This is a genomic window from Maridesulfovibrio ferrireducens (assembly GCF_016342405.1).
Classification (GTDB): Bacteria; Desulfobacterota; Desulfovibrionia; order Desulfovibrionales; family Desulfovibrionaceae; genus Maridesulfovibrio; species Maridesulfovibrio ferrireducens_A.
The window spans coordinates 137,693-153,870 of record NZ_JAEINN010000008.1; the positions used below are offsets into that span (position 1 = coordinate 137,693).

The 16,178-nt window shown below is 43.8% G+C and carries 14 protein-coding genes; 9 read left to right on the forward strand and 5 right to left on the reverse strand.

The genetic code is table 11. The features are described from left to right. Positions 1-93: 93 nt before the first annotated feature. The 5 genes from clpB to coaE form a co-directional block, all read right to left on the reverse strand. A complete protein-coding gene (clpB, locus tag JEY82_RS10550; protein WP_304085353.1) occupies positions 94-2,718 on the reverse strand; it encodes an ATP-dependent chaperone ClpB in 2,625 nt (874 codons plus the stop codon). A gap of 209 nt (positions 2,719-2,927) precedes the next feature. After that, positions 2,928-3,242, reverse strand: a complete 315-nt coding sequence (locus JEY82_RS10555) for a chaperone modulator CbpM (protein ID WP_304085354.1) — start codon at positions 3,240-3,242, stop codon at positions 2,928-2,930. A gap of 14 nt (positions 3,243-3,256) precedes the next feature. After that, on the reverse strand, positions 3,257-4,240 hold the full coding sequence (locus JEY82_RS10560; RefSeq protein ID WP_304085355.1) for a DnaJ C-terminal domain-containing protein: 984 nt from the start codon (positions 4,238-4,240) through the stop codon (positions 3,257-3,259). Positions 4,241-4,448: 208 nt separating this feature from the next. Beyond that, positions 4,449-5,180: a rhomboid family intramembrane serine protease gene (locus JEY82_RS10565; RefSeq protein ID WP_304085356.1), complete on the reverse strand. Its 732-nt coding sequence runs from the start codon at positions 5,178-5,180 to the stop codon at positions 4,449-4,451. A 279-nt stretch (positions 5,181-5,459) separates the two neighbouring features. Continuing rightward, positions 5,460-7,112: a dephospho-CoA kinase gene (gene coaE, locus JEY82_RS10570; protein WP_304085357.1), complete on the reverse strand. Its 1,653-nt coding sequence runs from the start codon at positions 7,110-7,112 to the stop codon at positions 5,460-5,462. 203 nt (positions 7,113-7,315) lie between these two features. Here coaE and upp point away from each other — a divergent pair, with 203 nt between their 5' ends. The 9 genes from upp (at position 7,316) to JEY82_RS10615 (ending at position 16,111) form a co-directional block, all read left to right on the forward strand. Then, positions 7,316-7,942: a uracil phosphoribosyltransferase gene (upp, locus tag JEY82_RS10575; protein WP_092158962.1), complete on the forward strand. Its 627-nt coding sequence runs from the start codon at positions 7,316-7,318 to the stop codon at positions 7,940-7,942. A 39-nt stretch (positions 7,943-7,981) separates the two neighbouring features. Next, positions 7,982-9,235, forward strand: coding sequence for a uracil-xanthine permease family protein (locus JEY82_RS10580; protein ID WP_304085358.1), 1,254 nt, complete (start codon positions 7,982-7,984; stop codon positions 9,233-9,235). A gap of 110 nt (positions 9,236-9,345) precedes the next feature. Then, positions 9,346-10,434: a tRNA 2-thiouridine(34) synthase MnmA gene (gene mnmA, locus JEY82_RS10585; RefSeq protein WP_304085359.1), complete on the forward strand. Its 1,089-nt coding sequence runs from the start codon at positions 9,346-9,348 to the stop codon at positions 10,432-10,434. A gap of 14 nt (positions 10,435-10,448) precedes the next feature. After that, a complete protein-coding gene (locus tag JEY82_RS10590; protein ID WP_304085360.1) occupies positions 10,449-11,006 on the forward strand; it encodes a DNA-3-methyladenine glycosylase I in 558 nt (185 codons plus the stop codon). A gap of 134 nt (positions 11,007-11,140) precedes the next feature. Further along, positions 11,141-11,782 carry a phosphatidylserine decarboxylase family protein gene (locus JEY82_RS10595; RefSeq protein ID WP_304085361.1) on the forward strand — a complete coding sequence of 214 codons (642 nt, stop codon included), beginning with the start codon at positions 11,141-11,143 and terminating at the stop codon, positions 11,780-11,782. 65 nt (positions 11,783-11,847) lie between these two features. Next, complete coding sequence (gene pssA, locus JEY82_RS10600) at positions 11,848-12,615, forward strand: CDP-diacylglycerol--serine O-phosphatidyltransferase (RefSeq protein ID WP_304085362.1); 768 nt, start codon at positions 11,848-11,850, stop codon at positions 12,613-12,615. Positions 12,616-12,756: 141 nt separating this feature from the next. Next, positions 12,757-14,310: a 2-isopropylmalate synthase gene (locus tag JEY82_RS10605; RefSeq protein ID WP_304085363.1), complete on the forward strand. Its 1,554-nt coding sequence runs from the start codon at positions 12,757-12,759 to the stop codon at positions 14,308-14,310. Continuing rightward, positions 14,303-15,562, forward strand: coding sequence for a 3-isopropylmalate dehydratase large subunit (gene leuC / locus JEY82_RS10610; RefSeq protein ID WP_304085364.1), 1,260 nt, complete (start codon positions 14,303-14,305; stop codon positions 15,560-15,562). The genes JEY82_RS10605 and leuC overlap by 8 nt, the downstream gene beginning before the upstream one ends. Positions 15,563-15,616: 54 nt before the next feature. Then, positions 15,617-16,111 carry a 3-isopropylmalate dehydratase small subunit gene (locus tag JEY82_RS10615; protein WP_304085365.1) on the forward strand — a complete coding sequence of 165 codons (495 nt, stop codon included), beginning with the start codon at positions 15,617-15,619 and terminating at the stop codon, positions 16,109-16,111. The last annotated feature ends 67 nt before the right edge of the window (positions 16,112-16,178 follow it).

A 16,178-nucleotide genomic window follows, 5' to 3' on the forward strand; every position in this document is an offset into this window, starting at 1 on the left:
CATGAATAAGCCGAGTCAGGTCCGGCTAACAAAAAAAGGCCGCAAATTTCATAATGAAATTTGCGGCCTTTGAATTTAAACTATCTGTTTAAGCTATTGACTATTCTTGAAAGTAAGTCCGTCGTCGTTTGCATCGATTGAAACGGTTTGTTCCTCTTGTAGATTTCCACTGATAATTTCCTTTGCAAGTGGAGTTTCAAGATGGAGCTGTATATATCGACGCAGGGGTCTTGCTCCGTAAACCGGATCGTATGACGCATGGGCGATAAATGCCTTGGCTTGTTCTGTTACTTCTAAGGACATTTTGTGTTCAGCCAGACGCGCTCTAAGTCCGCCTAGTTGCAAAGTTACAATCTGTTTCAGATCCTTTTCGAGCAGAGGTTTGAAGAGCACTGTTTCATCAACCCTGTTAAGGAATTCCGGCCTGAAATGTCCACGCAGGACATTCATAACGCCTTCAGCGACACCAGTTTTGAATTCTCCATCCTTTTCAATTCCATCCAATAGAATATGTGATCCTAGGTTGGAAGTCATGATGATGAGCGTGTTTTTGCAATCCACTGTTCGACCGTGACTGTCGGTTAGGCGACCGTCATCAAGTATTTGCAGCAGGACATTAAACACATCGGGATGCGCTTTTTCAATCTCATCAAAAAGTACAACCGAGTAAGGTTTTCTTCTGATGGCTTCAGTTAACTGACCGCCTTCGTCATAACCTATATATCCCGGAGGCGCTCCGATTAGACGGGCAACCGCGTGTTTTTCCATGTACTCGGACATGTCGAGGCGCACTATGTTGTCTTCGGTATCAAACAGAGATTCCGCGAGAGCCTTGCACAGCTCGGTTTTACCCACGCCTGTGGGGCCTAGGAATATGAATGAGCCAATGGGGCGTGATGGATCTTTAAGTCCGGCGCGCGCTCTGATTACTGCATCGGAAACAGCGCGGACAGCTTCATTCTGACCGATAACTCTGGCGTGCAGAATTTCTTCGAGACGAAGCAGTTTTTCTCTTTCACCTTCTACCAGTCTGGTTACAGGAATACCTGTCCAGCGGGAGATGATTCCGGCTATGTCATCCGGTCCGACGAACTCTTTCAGCATACGGGTTCTGTTTGTTGAAGAATCGTCCTCATCGCCTTGGATATCTTTTTCAATTGCAGCAAGTTTCTTTTCAAGTTCCAGAAGAACTGAATATTTAAGCTCAGCCGCCTTGTTGTAATCAAGTGCTCTTTCGGCTTTTTCAACTTCAATCTTGGTCTGTTCGATTTGAGATTTGAGATCCCGAACCGTGTCGATTGATGCTTTTTCTTTTTCCCATTGTTCAAGCAATTCGGACTGAGTTATTTTAAGCTCAGTGAGCGAATCTTCCAATTTCGCAAGTCTGGTTCGGGAAGCTTTATCTTCTTCACGCCTGAGAGCTTCCCGCTCAATTTCAGCTTGCAGAATCTGTCTGTTGATTTTGTCCAGCTCATATGGCTGTGAATCAATTTCAGTCCTGATCATGGCTGCGGCTTCATCAATAAGGTCGATTGCTTTATCGGGAAGCTGTCTGTCCGATATATAGCGTTGAGAAAGTGTCGCGGCTTCAATAAGTGCTGCGTCACTAATTCTTACGCCGTGATGAACTTCAAATTTCTCGCGCAGTCCGCGCAGGATTGAAATGGTATCCTCAACGGAAGGCTCTTCCACCATAATGGTCTGGAAACGTCTTTCAAGAGCAGGATCTTTTTCAATATATTTACGATATTCATCCGTGGTTGTGGCGCCGATGCAGTGCAGTTCACCTCTGGCGAGCATGGGTTTAAGCAGATTTCCTGCGTCCATTGCTCCTTCGCTTTTACCCGCGCCTACAATGGTGTGGATTTCATCAATGAAGATGAGAATCTGACCTTCGGATTCCTGAACTTCTTTTAATACGGCTTTGAGGCGTTCCTCAAATTCTCCGCGATATTTAGCTCCGGCAATAAGAGCGCCCATGTCGAGCATAAAGACGGTTTTGTCTTTAAGTCCTTCCGGCACGTCCTGTTTAACAATGCGTTGGGCCAGACCTTCGATGATCGCAGTTTTACCGACTCCCGCTTCACCTATGAGAATAGGGTTATTCTTTGTGCGGCGGGAAAGAATGCGGATAACACGTCTGATTTCAGAGTCGCGTCCGATGACGGGATCAAGTTTGCCTTTGCGGGCTTCTTCAACAAGATCGCGTCCGTATTTTTTAAGGGCATCATAGGTGGCTTCGGGGTTGTCAGTCGTTACCCTCTGATTGCCTCTGATGGTTGTCATTGCTTCCAGAACTTTATCTTTAGTAAGATTGAAGGAAGCATTAACTTTTCCGGCTCCGGTTGAACCGTGTTCGGCCATGATAGCGAGAAACAGATGCTCGACACTGATGAACTCGTCGTGCATGCGCTTGGCGGCCTGTTCCGCTTCAACAATAACGCGATTAAGACGCGGGGTGACAAATACCTGTCCGGGCTGTGCACCGGGCCCGCTGACGCTTGGCAGTTTGTTGATTTCTTTTTGAACGGCAGATTTATAAGTTGCGGGATCAATACCGCTTTTTTGTAGAATTTTGGAAACAATGCCTTTTTCCTGCTCAACTAAGGCGAGGAGCAGGTGCTCCACTTCGATTTGCTGCTGGCCATTTGAAATGGCCAGAGATTGAGCTTCGGCAATTGCGTCGTTTGTTTTCTTCGTGAATTTATTCGGATCCATATAGAGTCTCCTTTTTATCAGGTATTATTGACTCGCGGAAAGATTCTAAACTCACTCATTTTGATCGATTTTAAGTCTCGGTCAATTTTACGTATCCGGACGCATTTTGCTGTTCGTCAAATCGCGAACAGTTCCGGATTGAGAGGCAGGAGTTTGAATCCTGAATATATATCGCAAGTCATTATGTCTGTTATTTAAAATTGCACAATTTAAATTAGTTTGCGCATTTCTTCTACACGGGCTTCGAGTTGTTCAACCCGTTCCAGAAGGTCCACGATAATGGAGCCTCCGGCTGCGGTGATTTCAAGATCACGGCACAATCTGGAAAGTTTGCTGAGCCGATAGAGATCCCGTGTCCCGAAAAGATAATGCCCGTCGCCCGTTGTGGCAGGGGATACCCATTCAAGGCTTATCAGCTCCAGAACAGTATCTTCTTCAAGGCCGGTCATCTCGACAATCTGCGCGAACAGCAATCTGCGTGAGCGGCTGGGAGGATTTGCTTCAGTCCTTTTTTTAATATCCATTTGCAAAATCTCCCTTAGAATGACCTTGGGCTGAATTCTGTCTTTTCTGACAATTCCGCCCAGAGTTTTTTAATTTCATCTGAATCTGCAACAGGCACTTGAACCATTACTCTGACAAACTGATCGCCTTTCTTAGCTCCGGCACCTAAGCCTCTTCCTTTAACTCTCATCTTTTTGCCGCTTCCCATGCCTGCCGGAATATTCATTTCGATCATTCCGTCAAGAGTAGGAACTTTAACTTTTGAGCCAAGGGCTGCTTCCCACGGTGCAAGTGGAAGATCTAAAATAATATTGTTTTCTTCCACCTTGTAAAGTTGGTGGGGAGCCAATTTTATTTTCAGATAAAGATCTCCGGATGGTCCGTCGCCCGGGCCGGGTGCGCCTTGACTGGCAAGACGTATTTTTTGTCCGTCTTTAATTCCGGCAGGTACATTCACATCCAGTTTTTTTGACTGGACCATCGGATGCCCGCCGGGACCGGTTGTGCGTTCCTGAACTGAAATAGATTTTGAGCCGCCTTTATAGGCTTCTTCCAAGGTCAGAGTCAGAGTTGTTTCCGAGTCGGCTCCTTTTTGGGGACGTTGCTGAAAACCGCCGCCTCCGAATCCGGAAGCTCCGGAAAATCCGCCTCTACCACCGCCAGCTCCTCCGAAAATAGTTTCGAAGAAGTCACTGAAATCTCCGCCTCCGAATCCTTGTGCTCCCCCGAAACTTTGTCCGCCGAAATTTCTGCCGCCCTGTCCCGGAGGTGGCTGGAAGTTCTGGCCGTGTTCCCAATCTGCTCCGAACTGATCGTACATCTTACGTTTTTTTGCGTCTTTTAAGACTTCGTAAGCTTCATTTATTTCTTTAAACTTCGTTTCAGACTCAGGATTATCATGATTCAAGTCAGGATGATGCTTGCGCGCCAGCTTCTTGAATGCTTTTGATATTTCCTCTTTAGAGGCGGAGCGCGAAACTCCCAGAAGTTTGTAGTAGTCTTTATATTTAACACTCATCGAATTATTTCTCCTTAGATAATTAGCCGAGTATAGCAAAACGGCGTCACCATATCAAAGTATATCGCTATGAGATCAAGTCAAGCGGAATGATTGGATTTAGATTGAAGATAAAATGAGAAAATCCGTCTAAAAAAGTCGGGAATATAGAAATTCCCTATGCTCAGGGATAGAATTGGTGTGAATAAAAAGTTGTAAAATTTCGTAATTAAAAATCTTCGGGCAGTTCGTAATCCTTTTTAGCGGGATCATAGCAGTATTTGCAGCGGTCTTTTTTTATGAAAAAGCGGACTAGAATTAAACCTGTAACGAACCCTCCTACGTGTGCTCCCCAAGCAATTTGCTGCGCACCGCCTGACATGTGTTCTGTAAATCCTGAAAAAATTTGGATAGTAAACCAGATTCCTAAAAAAAGTCCGGCAGGTATTTTAAAAAAAAGCGGAAAAATAATGATGGGGACGAGTGTTAACACCCGTCCGTGAGGATAGAGAACAAAGTATGCTCCCATTATTCCCGCAACTGCGCCTGATGCGCCGATGATAGGAACGTTTGCAGATGGAGTGAGCATCACCTGAACTGCAATGGCTGCCAGTCCGCAGATTGTGTAGAAGACAAAAAATCTGGCATGGCCCATGGCATCTTCAATGTTATCTGCAAAAATCCAGAGCATCCACAGATTCAGTATGATGTGAATCCATCCGCTGTGTAGAAACATATAGGTAAAAAAAGGAAGTACCCCGGCAGAGGGATAACCTGCTGCAAGTGCCCATTCAGGATTAATATAGCGGGCCGGAACCACTCCGAGTAAATGGAAAAGAGTCAGTTTTGCACCCGGGGCAAGAAACTGCTCCATAAAAAATGTAGTGATGTTTGCCGTCATTAATGTCCAGAGAACATAAGGGCGTATCAGACATGGAACGTTATCGCGGATTGGGATCATTTATGTACCGCATATAAAAAATTCCCGCCGTAGGAGCGGCGGGAATTGTATGAGGTTGGTTTGTAGGTGTACTTCGGGCCTTTTACCCCCCTAAACACTGTACTTAACCTGATGCCGAAAGCGCGGTTTAGACCTAGTTGAGAATTCTCGTATGTAAAATGGGCATTTAGCCCTAACTTATATTATATGTTCATTCTCTCGCTATGGCCTCTACCTACGCCTCAGGTCTTACTTAAATAATAAGCTTAAAAGAGGCGAAGTCAAGAGATTGCAATAAACTTAGTGTTTGTCTTCCTGCTTGAAAAGAGTTTTCAGGAAGGCATCAAACTTTTTAGCTTTTGCTTCACGCATTTCCGCCAGAAGAAGTAATACTTTTTCTGTGTTGGCTTTTAATTCATCTAGGCCTGAGTCGTTATCGATGATAGCTGTGCAGCAGTCCATTTTTGCTTTTTCATCCCACTGCCAGGAATCAAAAGTGGCAAGAGTTTCGGGGGCAAGCCCTCGTTTTTCTCTAAGTTCTTGAGTTCTTTTAGAATCCGGGCATCTAATTCCGATAACCACATCAACCAGTTTTTGAGTGTGCCATCCAGCTTCAAGAAGAAGTGGAATTTCGGCAACAGCTAAAGGTGTGGTCGCATTCGTCTGAAAGAACAGAGCCGTTTCGTGCTGAACAATGGGATGGACAATATTCATTATTTCACGACGGATATCACTATCTTCACATATGGCAGCAAACACTTTCTTTTTGTCAATATTTCCGGTTTCTGTTTCAGTAAATTTGTTACCGAATCTTTGGCGGATCATTTCCCATCCGGCACCGTCTTTGTTGTATGTATCGGAGACAGACTTATCAGCACTGAAAACCGGGATGCCCTTTTCAGATAGTAACTTTAGAACTGTAGATTTTCCGCAACAAGGCATGCCTATAAGTCCGACACGTTGTACAGAATTGTTAAGTTCTTTCAAAAGAGTAATAAAATCATCAGGAGGTGTGAGCGTGAAGCTTAATCTTTCATCTGTCTCAGGATGATTGAAGGACAGGCTATACGCATGAAGCATCTGCCTGGAAGCCAACTCAGAAAGATGTTTGCTTTGGTTTTTCAATATGGTGTGCTGTTGTGAACCGTAAACCTGATCTCCTAGAAGGGGATGACCTATGTGAGCCATATGAACTCTAATCTGGTGAGTTCTTCCTGTGTAAATTTTAACTCTTAAGAGACTTGCCCGTTCTGCAGGATCGGTCCAGAGAACTTCATAGCTTGAGCGGGCATCTCTGCCGCCTTTCAAAACTACTGCCATTTTGGTTTTATGGATAGGGTGTCTGCCGATAGGCATATTAATATCAGCAAAGTCTTTATCCGGTACACCGTGAACAATCGCAAGATAGGTTTTATCAACTTCCCGTTCTGCAAAAGCTGCGGACAAAGCAAGTCTGTCATGGTCATTCAAGGCCACAGCAATAAGGCCGGAGGTAAATTTATCAAGTCTGTGTACGATGCCGGGACGCCATTCATCCATATTCTGAATTTCAGGAAAATGATGAATAAGACGATGTACCAGCGTTTCAGTCGGACAACTCGGAGCGGGGTGAGTTGTCAGCCCGGCCGGTTTATTAATGACAGCAACCCGCCCATCATTAAATATAATATCCAGAGGTTTGTCTTCCGGTATCAGGGAATTGTTTTCAACTTCACCTTTAAGGGTAAGCTTTTCGCCGCCCGCTAATTTGTAATTGGGCTTTTTACAGAGGACACCGTCTACTTCAGCAAGGCCGGCTTTAATCCAGTCCTTTGCTTTTCCTCTCGAAATCCCATCATTTTCAAGTTCTGTTCCCCAGAATTTATCCAGTCTGGTATTGCGATCGGAAAACAGAGCTTCTCTGGTCCAGAGCTGGGTACTTTCATTTTCATCATTACTATCATTATTGTACATGCAATTTTCCGATTATTAGTTATGGTTTGCTAAGAGTTCATTTAAATTAATATTGGTTATTTTGAGTAATGCCAAGCACTGATGACTTTATCTGAAAAATAATTTAAAAAAGGCTTGACTGACAAGTACGTGGAATATAGAAACACGAGGTTTTGACTTTAAGAAATTTAATAACACGTAACATTGAGATCAAGGAGGCCACCGTGGCGGTTCATGTGGTAGACCATCCTCTGGTAAGACACAAGCTTGGAATTCTCCGGGAAGCTGGCCTTAGTACCAGCGGTTTTCGGAATTTGGCTCTTGAGATTTCAAGACTCCTCACGTATGAGGCGACAAAAGACCTTGTTACTGAACCTAAGACTATCAAAGGCTGGGCCGGAGATGTCGAGGTTGAGATGATTAAAGGTAAAAAAATCACTGTAGTTCCTATCCTCAGAGCCGGACTCGGTATGATGGATGGTGTGCTTGATATGGTTCCAGGTGCACGAGTCAGTGTAGTTGGTTTTTATCGAGATGAAGAAACTTTGCAGCCTGTAGAGTATTACGTCAAGCTTGCAAGGAACATTGATGAGCGCATCGCGCTTATACTTGATCCTATGCTCGCTACCGGCGGAACATTGCTTGCAACTATCGAACTGCTTAAAAAAGCAGGTTGTACGAACATTAAAGGACTTTTCCTTGTTGCAGCTCCTGAAGGTATTGAAAAGGTTGTAACCGCGCACCCTGACGTAGACATTTATACAGCATCAATAGATGAAAAATTAAATGAAGCAGGATATATCCTTCCCGGCCTCGGCGATGCGGGAGATAAAATTTTCGGCACCAAATAAGGTGCCTTTTTTTTGTCACAATTTTAGGGGGGTTAAAAGATGAGTATTTCTAGTACCGAGTATAATTTTAGAGCCAGAGATGTCATTCTTGGCGCACAGATGTTGTTTGTCGCCTTCGGAGCTCTGGTTCTGGTTCCGCTCCTTACCGGACTTAATCCGAACGTCGCTTTGTTTACAGCCGGGGTCGGTACCCTGATTTTTCAGCTTGTAACAGGCGGAAAGGTTCCAGTTTTTCTTGCTTCCTCTTTCGCATTCATTGCGCCGATTATTTACGGTGTTCAAACTTGGGGAATTCCTTCGACTCTCTGTGGCCTGGCGGCTGCGGGTGTCTTTTATGTTTTTCTCAGTTTACTTATCAGCTGGCGTGGAACAGATGTTCTGAGAAGAATCCTCCCGCCTGTTGTGACCGGTCCGGTCATTATGGTTATCGGTCTGATTCTGGCTCCTGTTGCAGTCTTTATGGCAATGGGTAAAACAGGTGACGGTTCTGTTGTTCTGGTTCCTGAAAAAACTGCACTGATCGTTTCTATGATCTCACTCGGTGTGACCGTAGCGGTTTCTCTTTTCGGAAAAGGATGGCTTAAACTGATACCTATTTTAAGCGGTATCACTGCTGGGTATATTACTTGTCTGTTTATGGGGCTTGTTGATTTCACCAGTGTTGCAGCCGCTCCTTGGATTGCAATGCCTGCGTTCACCTACCCAGAATGGAACCTTGAAGCCATTTTATTCATCGTACCTGTTGCAATTGCTCCTGCTATTGAACATTTCGGTGATGTTCTTGCTATCGGTTCCGTATCCGGCAAGGATTATGTGAAAGATCCCGGTATCCACAGAACTATGCTCGGCGACGGTCTTGCTACATCTTTTGCAGCATTTTTCGGCGGACCTCCTAATACCACTTATTCAGAAGTAACAGGCGCTGTTGCTCTGATTAAAGTGTTTAACCCCGCAATTATGACATGGGCTGCTATAGTTGCTATCGCTCTTGCTTTTGTCGGTAAGGTCGGCGCTTTCTTGCAGACTATTCCAGTGCCTGTAATGGGCGGAATTATGGTTCTGCTTTTTGGTGCCATCATGGTTGTCGGGATGAATACTCTTGTTCGTGCCGGTGAAGATCTGATGGAAGCTCGTAACCTTGCAATTGTCGCACTTATTGTTATCTTCGGTGTAGGTGGCATGTCCGTGCCTACTCCTTTCAGTGATGAGTTCAGACTTGGTGGAATCGGACTGGCAGGAATTCTCGGTGTTTTCCTGAATCTGGTTCTTCCGCGTAAGAAAAAAGAAGCTTAGTTTTTTGCCGGGACATTCCGGTAAAGATATGAGCTGAATTTAGATAATATCAGACGCTCGGACATCTTCTTTAACAGGAGGCGTTCGAGCGTCTTTTTTGGAGATCAAAAATGGAATTAAGTTTCAGCTATCCTGAATTGAAGGATCTTGTGGCAGGTCGGAAAATCGCAGTCGCAGTCAGTGGCGGAGCGGACAGTTTGTTGTCTATGGTGCTTCTTAAAGAACTCGGCGCAGATGTTATGGCTGTGCACGGCTGTTTTCTGGGCAGCGAAAAATCTGCACTTGCTGTTGCAGGTCTGGAATTGCGATGTGCTGAATTTGGAATAGATCTTCATGTTCTGGATTTTAAAGCTGAATTCGATAAAATGGTGATTGAGCCGTTCATTAAAGATTATCTTAAGGGAGACACGCCCAACCCGTGCGCACAGTGCAACCCTCAAATTAAGTTCGGGGTTCTTTATGCCGCGGCCCGAAGTTTTGGTGCGGAACTTCTCGGTACCGGACACTATGTGCGTATTGTCGAGCATCCTGAATATGGCAGAATGATTGCCCGTGGTGCCGACCTCGGCAAAGATCAGAGTTATTTTTTGTCTTTAGTTCCCAGAGAGGATGTGTTGAATGCTGTTTTCCCTCTTGGAAATCATAGCAAGACGGAAACTTATTCTGAACTTAAAAAAAGAGGACTTAAAATACCCCTGTCGTCCGAAAGTCAGGAAATATGTTTTGTTCCAGATGATGATTACAGACAGTTTCTTATTGACCGTGGTGTAAAATTACCCGGTCCGGGAGATGTTATTCTTTCTAGCGGAGAAAAATTAGGACAGCATAAAGGTTTATGGAGATATACACACGGACAGCGCAAGGGGCTTGGTATTGGGTGGAGAGAGCCTCTTTATGTAATTGAGAAAGATTTGAAACGAAATTTACTTATTCTCGGAACTAAGGAAGAACTCGGGGCATCAGGGTGTATCGCCGAAAAAGTAAATTTTCTGGTGGATTTTGATAAATGGCCTGAAACTGTACGCATTCAAACTCGTTACAGGCAGAGGTCCATGTCTTCTAAAGTCCGGCTTGATGGTGATAATCTGGTATTTGAATTTGTCGAGCAGCATTCAATGCCTACACCCGGTCAGATCGCGGCTGTTTATACCGAAGACGGGGCGGTGCTGGGTGGTGGTATAATTCGCAAAGCTCTTTAAGAAAAGGAATTGGTATGAATAGATGTGAATGGGCTAACAGCGGTCCTTTGGAATTAAAATATCATGATGAAGAGTGGGGCGTGCCTGTTCATGATGATAGACTACTTTTTGAAATGCTGATTCTTGAAGGGGCGCAATCGGGTTTGAGTTGGTCCACTATCCTTAAAAAGAGAGAATCTTATTTAGAAGCTTTTGATGATTTTGATGCTGAGAAAATTTCGAAATACTCAGAAGTAAAAATTGAAGAGTTGATGAATAATGCAGGCATAGTCAGGCATAAACTGAAAATTAATGCCGCAATTGCAAACGCAAAGAGTTTCCTCGAAATTCAAAAAGAATATGGAACGTTCGATCAATATATTTGGTCTTTTGTGAATGGACACCCTGTTATTAACAAGTGGGCTGTTTTATCTGATGTTCCTGTGAGCACAGCTGAATCTTTAGAAATGAGTAAGAGTTTGAAGAAAAAAGGGTTTAAATTTATTGGCGCTACAACCTGTTATGCATATATGCAGGCAGTAGGGATGGTAAATGACCACTTGATTCCTTGTTTTAGATACTCCGAAGTGTAAAATCTAAAATGCCTTATATATATTTAGGCTGATATAGTTGACCTCGTTTAATATGCTCGATATGTATATTTTGTTTTGAACAAATAAGACTAGTAATCGTGATTTTATATTAACTTACAAGAAAGGTAAAAAATATGCGTCAGCCTTCTGTAGGGGTCAGTCTTGAAGGATTGCCCTATATATTTTTAAGTGCTTTTGCCACAGTTTGTTTCGCTATTCTAGACTGTTGGTTTATGACTGTGGTTTTGCTCGGATTAACCGCTTTTATCGGTCATTTTTTTCGTGACCCCGAAAGAGTTGCTCCTGAAGATGTCGATGCAGTTGTTTCTCCGGCTGACGGAAAAGTTATTAAAGTTGAATATGCTGCGGACCCTCTTACCGGTGAATCCCGTCAGTCCATTTGTATTTTCATGAATGTTTTTAATGTTCATGTTAATCGCATGCCTGTTTCCGGTAAAATTGAGCGCATTCGCTACATTCCCGGAAAGTATTTTAATGCTTCCTTTGATAAAGCAAGCACTGACAATGAACGTAATGTTGTTGAAATAATTGGTAAAGGTAATCAGCGATTTACCATGGTACAGATTGCCGGACTCATTGCCCGTCGAATCGTGTGCTGGGCTGAAAAGTCGGATAAGCTCAAACGCGGAGACCGTTTTGGTCTGATCAAGTTTGGTTCGCGGGTTGACCTTTACCTTCCGGAAGGGTATAAAGTCTTAGTTCAAGTCGGTGATCATGTTGCAGCTGGTGAAACAGCACTTGCTCATAAGGCTTAATTCAGAAGATAAAAGTTTAGAATTTTAATAGATAATTAAAAAGAAGTTTTTTATAAGTGACTATTATGGCTAAGGAAAAAATAATACCAAAACATAAGGCTGTTTACATTCTGCCTAACATGTTGACCATGGCGAGCCTTTTTTGTGGCTTTCTGGGGATGACATGGGCAGTAGAGGGTAAGTTTGAGCTTTGTGCAATCGCGATTCTTGTCAGTTGTCTTTTTGACGGACTTGACGGGAAAGTTGCGAGATTGACCGGAACAAGCAGTGAGTTTGGCGTACAGCTGGATTCACTTGCTGATTTGGTTGCTTTTGGTGTTACTCCTGCCTTTATGGCCTATCAGTGGCAACTTCAGCACTTCGGTAGACTGGGGCTGTTGGCGGCATTTTTAATGATCGCTTGCGGAGCTCTTAGACTTGCGCGTTTTAACGTTCAGGCTGGAACTACTTCTAAAGCTCATTTCATCGGGCTTCCCATTCCTGCTGCCGGTTGCACGTTGGCTACTTTAATTTTGTTCGCTCCTTTTATGCCTCCGGTTTTAGTTGAGAAAGTTCTCCCTATGGGAACTTTGATTTTGGTTTATATCCTTTCTTTCCTGATGGTTAGTTCTGTTCGCTATAGTTCCTTTAAAGAAGCTGGCGTGTTCAAAGCTCATCCTTTCAGTTCTATGGTAACTGTCATTGCTTTGTTTGTGATGGTTGCATCTCAGCCCAAGTTCTTGGGATTTATTATTTTTGCCTGCTATATTATATCCGGTCCTATCTATACTATTTTCTTCCTATCACGCAGAAGCTCTAAGCTACTAGGAAAGTCCTCCAAAGATTTGTCATAGCATCGGTTCACACCAGCTACTTAGAACATAAAATCTTTCGGGGACGGTAAAATTCTAGTCTCTCAAAGGGTTCTATAGTTATATTCTGTGAATTGTTGATATACTCTGCTTAAGGCGATTTGCCTTTGACGCAGCTAGGAGATGAAAATGTCTGATCAAGTCTATATTTTTGATACTACCTTACGCGACGGAGAACAGTCCCCCGGCGCAACAATGAATATCCGTGAAAAAATTACTATGGCCCGTCAGCTTGAAATGCTCGGTGTTGATATCATCGAGGCTGGTTTTCCCGCTGCTAGTCAGGGGGATTTTGAAGCCGTTAGTAAAATTGCTCAGTCTGTTGGTGATATTCAGGTTGCCGGGCTTTGCCGCGCACTTACTTCTGATATTGACCGGGCTTTTGAAGCCGTTAAATATGCTAAAAATCCTCGTATCCATACATTTGTTGCTACTTCTGACATTCACATGAAGCATAAGTTCAACAAAGAGCCGGCTGAGATTTTAGAAATGGCTAAAAAAGCTGTGCGCCATGCTGTTTCACTTACTCCCAATGTTGAATTTTCAGCTGAAGACGCTTCCCGTTCACGCTGGGATTTTTTGGCTGAAGTTGTCGAAGCGGTTATTAATGAAGGCGCAACGACAATCAATATCCCTGATACTGTCGGGTATGCGCAGCCGGACGAATTAGCTAAATTGATTACTTATTTACTGGAAACCGTTCCTAACAGTCATAAAGCAATCTTCAGCGTGCATTGTCATAATGATTTAGGCCTTGCGACAGCAAATACTCTGGCCGCAATTAAAGCGGGGGCCAGACAGGCAGAAGTGACTCTTTCCGGTATCGGAGAGCGAGCCGGTAACGCTGCACTCGAAGAAGTTATTATGGCTTTGCATACTCGTAAAGATTATTATGACATTGAAACTGCCATTGTTACCGAGCAGTTATTTCCAGCTTGCCGCAGACTTTCCGGAACAATCGGACAGCCTATTTCCCCTAATAAAGCAATTGTCGGTGCTAACGCTTTTGCTCATGAGTCAGGCATCCATCAGGATGGAATGCTCAAAAATCGTCAGACTTATGAAATTATGACACCTGAATCTATCGGTAAAAAGGGTACTTCTATTGTGCTCGGAAAACATTCCGGTAGAAACGCTTTGGGTTCAAAACTGCGTGAAATGGGTTATGAGCTTAATGATGAGCAGATCTCAGATGTATTTAAAGCAATTAAAGTTTTAGCTGATAAAAAAGAACATATTTTTGATGAGGATGTTGAAGCTCTTGTTCTCGAAGAAGCTTACCGTATTCATGACTTGTACAGAGTTAAAGAATTGTCGGTTTTCTCCGGAACTTCGGGAGTTTCTCCTCACGCAGCAATAGTTTTGGATGATTACAGTAAGGATAAGGATAATCCGGTCGAAATACGAAAAGTTGGTTTTGGCGATGGGCCGATTAATGCAATTTTCTCGACCATTAATAAATTGGTAGGTAGAAAACCTAAACTGGAACTTTATTCTGTAAACGCAGTTACTGGTGGTGCAGATGCTCAGGGTGCGGTTATGGTTCATATAATTGATGAAGGTGTGAAATCAATCGGTCGAGGTTCTGACGAAGATATTATGGTCGCCAGTGCCAAAGCCTACATTAATGCAATAAACAGAGTTGAACGCATGAAACAGGAGAAGCAGGATGCCTAAAACATTAGCGGAAAAAATTTTACAAGCACATACTGATGAAACTGTTAAAGAAGCCGGACAGATTGTACGTTGCAAGGTCTCTTTAGTTCTTGCAAATGATATTACTGCTCCACTTGCAATTAAGTCTTTTAAAGCAATGGGCGCATCTGAGGTTTTTGACAAAGATAAAGTTGCCCTTGTCTGTGACCATTTTACGCCGAATAAGGACATTGATTCTGCTGAGCAGGTCAAACTTGTCCGTGAATTCGCACATGAAAAGAATATAACTCATTATTATGAAGGCGGGGAATGCGGCGTAGAACACGCACTTCTTCCCGAACTAGGTCTTGTCGGTCCGGTTGATATTGTTGTCGGAGCTGACAGCCATACCTGCACATACGGCGGGCTCGGTGCATTTGCTACAGGTATGGGCTCAACTGATATTGCCGGAGCAATGGCTCTCGGCGAAACTTGGTTCAAAGTACCTCCTTCCATCAAAGTTGAAATTGAAGGAACTCCCGGACAGTATGTCGGCGCAAAGGATTATATTCTGCGTCTTATCGGAGACATCGGCGTTTCCGGCGCTTTGTATAAAGCTCTTGAGTTCGGCGGTTCTGTTGTAAATAATCTTTCAATTGAAGGTCGCATGACCATTGCAAACATGGCGATTGAAGCGGGCGGGAAAGTCGGCCTCTTCCCTGTTGATGCAAAAACTCTTGAGTATTGCGTTGCTGCCGGAAGAACAGGGGATTCTCTCCTTTCCGCTGACGCTGATGCTGTTTACGAAAGAATCGTAAAAATGGATGTAACAGGCATGAAACCTCAGATTGCATGTCCTCATCTTCCTGATAACGTGAAGCCTGTTGATGAAGTTAAAAATATGAAAATTCATCAGGCTGTGATCGGTTCCTGTACAAATGGCCGTATTTCCGATCTCAGAGAAGCTGCCGCGATCCTTAAGGGACGCAAAGCGAATAAGAACGTCAGATTGATTGTTCTTCCTGCTACTCCGACTATTTGGAAGCAGGCTCTCAAAGAAGGGCTGATTGAAATATTCATGGACTCCGGCGCAATTGTCGGACCTGCCACTTGCGGGCCTTGCCTTGGCGGTCACATGGGGATTCTTGCTGGTGGAGAAAGAGCAATAGCCACCACCAACCGTAACTTTAAGGGACGTATGGGAAGCTTAAAGAGTGAAGTATTCCTCTCCAATCCCGCGGTTGCTGCCGCAAGTGCTATTGCCGGAGAAATTATCGATCCTTCAGCTCTGTAGAAGTTTCGCTTAATTGTTTGATTAAAATAAATCCTAATCCCAAGGAGAATAAATATGACTATCACAGGTACAGCTCATAGAGTCGGGGCGCATATTGATACTGACGCAATAATTCCTGCCCGTTTTCTGGTTACTACAGATTCAGCCGAGCTCGGCGCTAACTGCATGGAAGGACTCGAAGCAGGCTGGATAAAACGCGTTAAAAAGAATGACATCATGGTTGCTGATGAAAATTTCGGCTGTGGATCATCACGCGAACATGCTCCTATTTCACTTTTAGGCGCTGGAATCCCTGTCATCGTTGCTAAAAGTTTTGCCCGTATTTTTTATCGCAACGGGTTCAACATGGGACTCATTTTGCTTGAAGTGGGCGATGATTTTAAAAAGCTCGGTGACGGCGATCAGCTTGAAGTCGATGCTGATAACGGAACTATCAAAAATCTCACTACAGGCGAAACCATCACATGCTCTCCTGTTCCTCCATTCATGAAAGAAATTCTGGATGCAGGCGGATTAGTTGAGTACGTTAAGAATCGTTTAGGAAATTAATTCCCGAAAAACAGATTATTAAATATCTATTTTTGTCGGTGACCAAAACCTTCACTGGGTAGTGAAG

Bases quoted from the DNA above. Each gene is read 5' to 3' on its own strand.
- clpB (WP_304085353.1), bottom strand. From the start codon at position 2,718: ATGGATCCGAATAAATTCACGAAGAAAACAAACGACGCAATTGCCGAA.
- JEY82_RS10555 (WP_304085354.1), bottom strand. From the start codon at position 3,242: ATGGATATTAAAAAAAGGACTGAAGCAAATCCTCCCAGCCGCTCACGC.
- JEY82_RS10560 (WP_304085355.1), bottom strand. From the start codon at position 4,240: ATGAGTGTTAAATATAAAGACTACTACAAACTTCTGGGAGTTTCGCGC.
- JEY82_RS10565 (WP_304085356.1), bottom strand. From the start codon at position 5,180: ATGATCCCAATCCGCGATAACGTTCCATGTCTGATACGCCCTTATGTT.
- coaE (WP_304085357.1), bottom strand. From the start codon at position 7,112: ATGTACAATAATGATAGTAATGATGAAAATGAAAGTACCCAGCTCTGG.
- JEY82_RS10580 (WP_304085358.1), top strand. From the start codon at position 7,982: ATGAGTATTTCTAGTACCGAGTATAATTTTAGAGCCAGAGATGTCATT.
- mnmA (WP_304085359.1), top strand. From the start codon at position 9,346: ATGGAATTAAGTTTCAGCTATCCTGAATTGAAGGATCTTGTGGCAGGT.
- JEY82_RS10590 (WP_304085360.1), top strand. From the start codon at position 10,449: ATGAATAGATGTGAATGGGCTAACAGCGGTCCTTTGGAATTAAAATAT.
- JEY82_RS10595 (WP_304085361.1), top strand. From the start codon at position 11,141: ATGCGTCAGCCTTCTGTAGGGGTCAGTCTTGAAGGATTGCCCTATATA.
- pssA (WP_304085362.1), top strand. From the start codon at position 11,848: ATGGCTAAGGAAAAAATAATACCAAAACATAAGGCTGTTTACATTCTG.
- JEY82_RS10605 (WP_304085363.1), top strand. From the start codon at position 12,757: ATGAAAATGTCTGATCAAGTCTATATTTTTGATACTACCTTACGCGAC.
- leuC (WP_304085364.1), top strand. From the start codon at position 14,303: ATGCCTAAAACATTAGCGGAAAAAATTTTACAAGCACATACTGATGAA.
- JEY82_RS10615 (WP_304085365.1), top strand. From the start codon at position 15,617: ATGACTATCACAGGTACAGCTCATAGAGTCGGGGCGCATATTGATACT.